The organism is Rhodovulum sp. (genome assembly GCF_011048875.1).
In the GTDB taxonomy this organism is placed as follows: domain Bacteria; phylum Pseudomonadota; class Alphaproteobacteria; order Rhodobacterales; family Rhodobacteraceae; genus Rhodovulum; species Rhodovulum tesquicola.
This window is the reverse complement of record NZ_DSDD01000498.1, coordinates 1-2,915: the sequence shown is the minus strand read 5'-3', so window position 1 is coordinate 2,915 and position 2,915 is coordinate 1. Positions and strand designations below refer to the sequence as shown.

Annotated in this window: 3 protein-coding genes and 1 pseudogene; 2 read left to right on the top strand and 2 right to left on the bottom strand. The window is 70.1% G+C overall.

Annotation, left to right across the window (positions count from 1 at the left end; all coding sequences use genetic code 11):
- Positions 1-427, bottom strand: a 427-nt coding sequence (locus ENN83_RS16845; RefSeq protein ID WP_287188988.1) for an Hsp70 family protein, incomplete at its 3' end; no start/stop codon positions are given.
- 177 nt (positions 428-604) lie between these two features.
- On the opposite strand from ENN83_RS16845, the gene ENN83_RS16840 reads away from it, so the two are divergent.
- On the top strand, positions 605-1,237 hold the full coding sequence (locus ENN83_RS16840) for an alpha-ketoglutarate-dependent dioxygenase AlkB family protein (RefSeq protein ID WP_287188986.1): 633 nt from the start codon (positions 605-607) through the stop codon (positions 1,235-1,237).
- A gap of 6 nt (positions 1,238-1,243) precedes the next feature.
- On the opposite strand, the pseudogene bktB reads toward ENN83_RS16840, so the two are convergent.
- A pseudogene (bktB, locus tag ENN83_RS16835) lies at positions 1,244-2,412 on the bottom strand (beta-ketothiolase BktB).
- A 254-nt stretch (positions 2,413-2,666) separates the two neighbouring features.
- Between bktB and ENN83_RS16830 the strand changes: the two are divergent.
- Positions 2,667-2,915: FAD-dependent oxidoreductase (locus ENN83_RS16830; RefSeq protein ID WP_287188985.1), on the top strand; the 249-nt coding region annotated here is incomplete at its 3' end.

Below are 2,915 nucleotides of genomic sequence, written 5' to 3'. Positions count from 1 at the left end.
CCGGAACGGTGATGACGGCCTGCGTCACGGTCTCGCCCAGATAGCTTTCGGCGGTTTCCTTCATCTTCTGCAGGATGAAGGCCGAGATCTGGCTGGGGCTGTATTTCTCGCCACGCACCTGAACCCAGGCATCGCCATTGCCGCCATCGACGATGCTGTAGGGGACGTGCTTGCGGTCCTTCTCGACTTCCGCATCGTCGGCCCGCCGCCCGATCAGGCGCTTGACGGCAAAGATCGTGTTCTCGGGGTTGGTGACGGCCTGCCGCTTGGCGGGCTGGCCCACAAGACGTTCGGATTCGGTGAAGGCGACGATCGAGGGGGTCGTGCGCGCGCCCTCGGCATTCTCGATCACCCGGGGTTGCGAGCCGTCCATGATGGCGACGCAGGAATTGGTGGTCCCAAGGTCGATCCCGATGACTTTGGCCATGTCTGTTACCTCTTCTTCGGCGATGTTGTGGAGGTCAGGCCCTGAAAAGGCCCCTGTCCTCCGATCCCAGAATTCCGGTCGGGGGGGTGGTCCCCGATCCTTGTCTCGGGCGTATATAAGGAGGGGTCCAGACCCCTGCAAGCGCGGTCCATGACAGAAATGTGAGTGTGGTGAACGATGTCCGAAACGCCCCAGGGCGCCCGCCCGACCCCCGGTCTGGTGGTGCGCGGGGTCCAGATCTTTCCCGGCTGGCTGGACGCCGAGGCCCAGCGCGCGATGGTCGCGGACCTGCGCGCCGTGGTCGCCGCCGCGCCGCTCTTCCAGCCCGAAACCCGCTGGGGCCGCAAGATGAGCGTGCGCATGACCTCTGCCGGGCGCTTCGGCTGGGTCTCTGACCGGCGCGGCTATCGCTATGTGCCCTGCCATCCCTCCGGGCTGCCCTGGCCGCCGATCCCAGCCTCGGTGCTGGCGGTCTGGGACGCGGTGACCGGCCTCGACCGCCGCCCCGATTGCTGCCTCGTGAACTTCTACGGCGAGGAGGCCAAGATGGGCATGCACCAGGACCGCGACGAGGCCGATTTCCGCTGGCCGGTGCTGTCGATCTCGCTGGGCGACGCGGCGCGGTTCCGCATCGGCCACCTGACCCGCGGCGGCGATACCGAAAGCCTCTGGCTCAATTCGGGCGACGTTCTGGTGATGGGCGGCGCGGCGCGGCTGGTCCATCACGGCATCGACCGGCTGCGCCCCGGCTCCTCCGGCCTGCTGGCCGGGGGCGGGCGGATCAACCTCACGCTGCGGGTGGTGGACTGACGCCCGTCAGACCCGCTCCAGCGCCAGCGCGATTCCCTGCCCGCCGCCGATGCACATCGTCACCAGCGCCCGCCGGTGCGCGCCAGGTCGTGGATCGCCTTGACCGTCAGGATCGCCCCGGTCGCCCCCACCGGATGACCCAGCGCGATCGCGCCGCCATTGGGGTTCACCCGCTCGGGGTCCAGCCCCAGCGCCCTGTTGACCGCAATCGCCTGCGCGGCAAAGGCCTCGTTGCTTTCGACCACGTCGAAATCGCCTACACCCAGCCCCGTCCTGGCCAGCAACGCCTCGACCGCGGGCACCGGCCCGATCCCCATCACCCGCGGCGCCACGCCCGCATGGGCATAGCCGATCAGCCGCGCCATCGGCTCGAGCCCCGCCGCCTCTGCCGCGTCCTCGCGCGCCAGAACCAGCGCCGCGGCGCCGTCATTGATCCCGCTCGCATTGCCCGCCGTAACCGTGCCATCCTTCTGAAAGGCGGGCCGCAGCGCCGCCAGCGCCTCCGGCGTCGTTGCCTTGGGATGCTCGTCCACCGCAAAGGCCCGCGTCTCGCGCCGCACCGCCACCTCGACCGGCACGATCTCGGCGGCAAAGCGGCCCTCGGCAATCGCCCGCGCCGCGCGGCTCTGGCTCTCCAGCGCAAAGGCGTCCTGATCGGCGCGGCTGATGCCATGCTCGGCGGCCACGTTCTCGGCGGTCACACCCATATGGCCGGTCCCGAACGGACAGGTCAGCGCACCCAGCATCATGTCGGCCGCCAACGTGTCGCCCATCTTCTGGCCCCAGCGCGCCGCGGGCAGGATATGCGGCGCCCGGCTCATGCTTTCGGCCCCGCCCGCCAGCCCGAACCCGGCATCCCCCAGCATCAGCGCCTGCGCGACCGAGACGACGGCCTGCGCCCCCGAGCCGCACAGCCGGTTGACGTTCATCGCGGGCACGGTCTCGGGAATCCCCGCCTCCATCGCGGCGATGCGCGACAGGTACAGGTCGCGCGGCTCGGTGTTCAGGATATGGCCAAAGGCGACATGGCCGATGCGCGCGCCCTCGATTCCGGCCCGTTCCAGCGCCGCGCGCGCGGCGATGGCGCCCAGCGTCGCGGGCGGCAGGTCCGCAAGACTGCCGCCGAATGTGCCGATGGCGGTGCGCGCGCCGCTCAGGATGACGACGCCGGTCATGTGTTCCTCCTCCTCCGTCGCCGGACCCGCCCCTTGCTAGCGCGGCCCGCTTCCGTCCATAGCATGACGTGGTGTCGATCCCCCGCCGAAAAAACCGGTTGCAGTGGCCCGCCGGGTGGCAGAGGTTAGCGCCCGGGTGGCGGCCAGCGAAGCAGACCGTCAAGGGAGAGTGCCATGACTCATGACCCCGCAGATGTCCGCGGCACGGTCCTTCGTGACCTGCCCGCGCGCGCCGTCCCGCCGGGGGCCGCGTGATGGCTCATACCTATGCGCCCTTTCCCTATGTCGCCCCGCCCGGGCTTAACGCGCCCGAACCGCGCCATAAGGTCGTCATCATCGGCGCGGGGCCGGTCGGTCTGGTGCTGGCGCTGGATCTGGCCCGTCGCGGGACGCCATCGGTGCTGCTCGAGGCCGGCGACGCGGTCGCGACCGGCTCGCGCGCCATGAGCTGGTCCCGGCGCAGCCTCGAAATCTTCGACCGTCTGGGCATCGCCGACAAGGTG

Excerpts from the sequence above, each read along its gene's own strand:
- ENN83_RS16840 (WP_287188986.1), top strand. The coding sequence starts at position 605 with ATGTCCGAAACGCCCCAGGGCGCCCGCCCGACCCCCGGTCTGGTGGTG.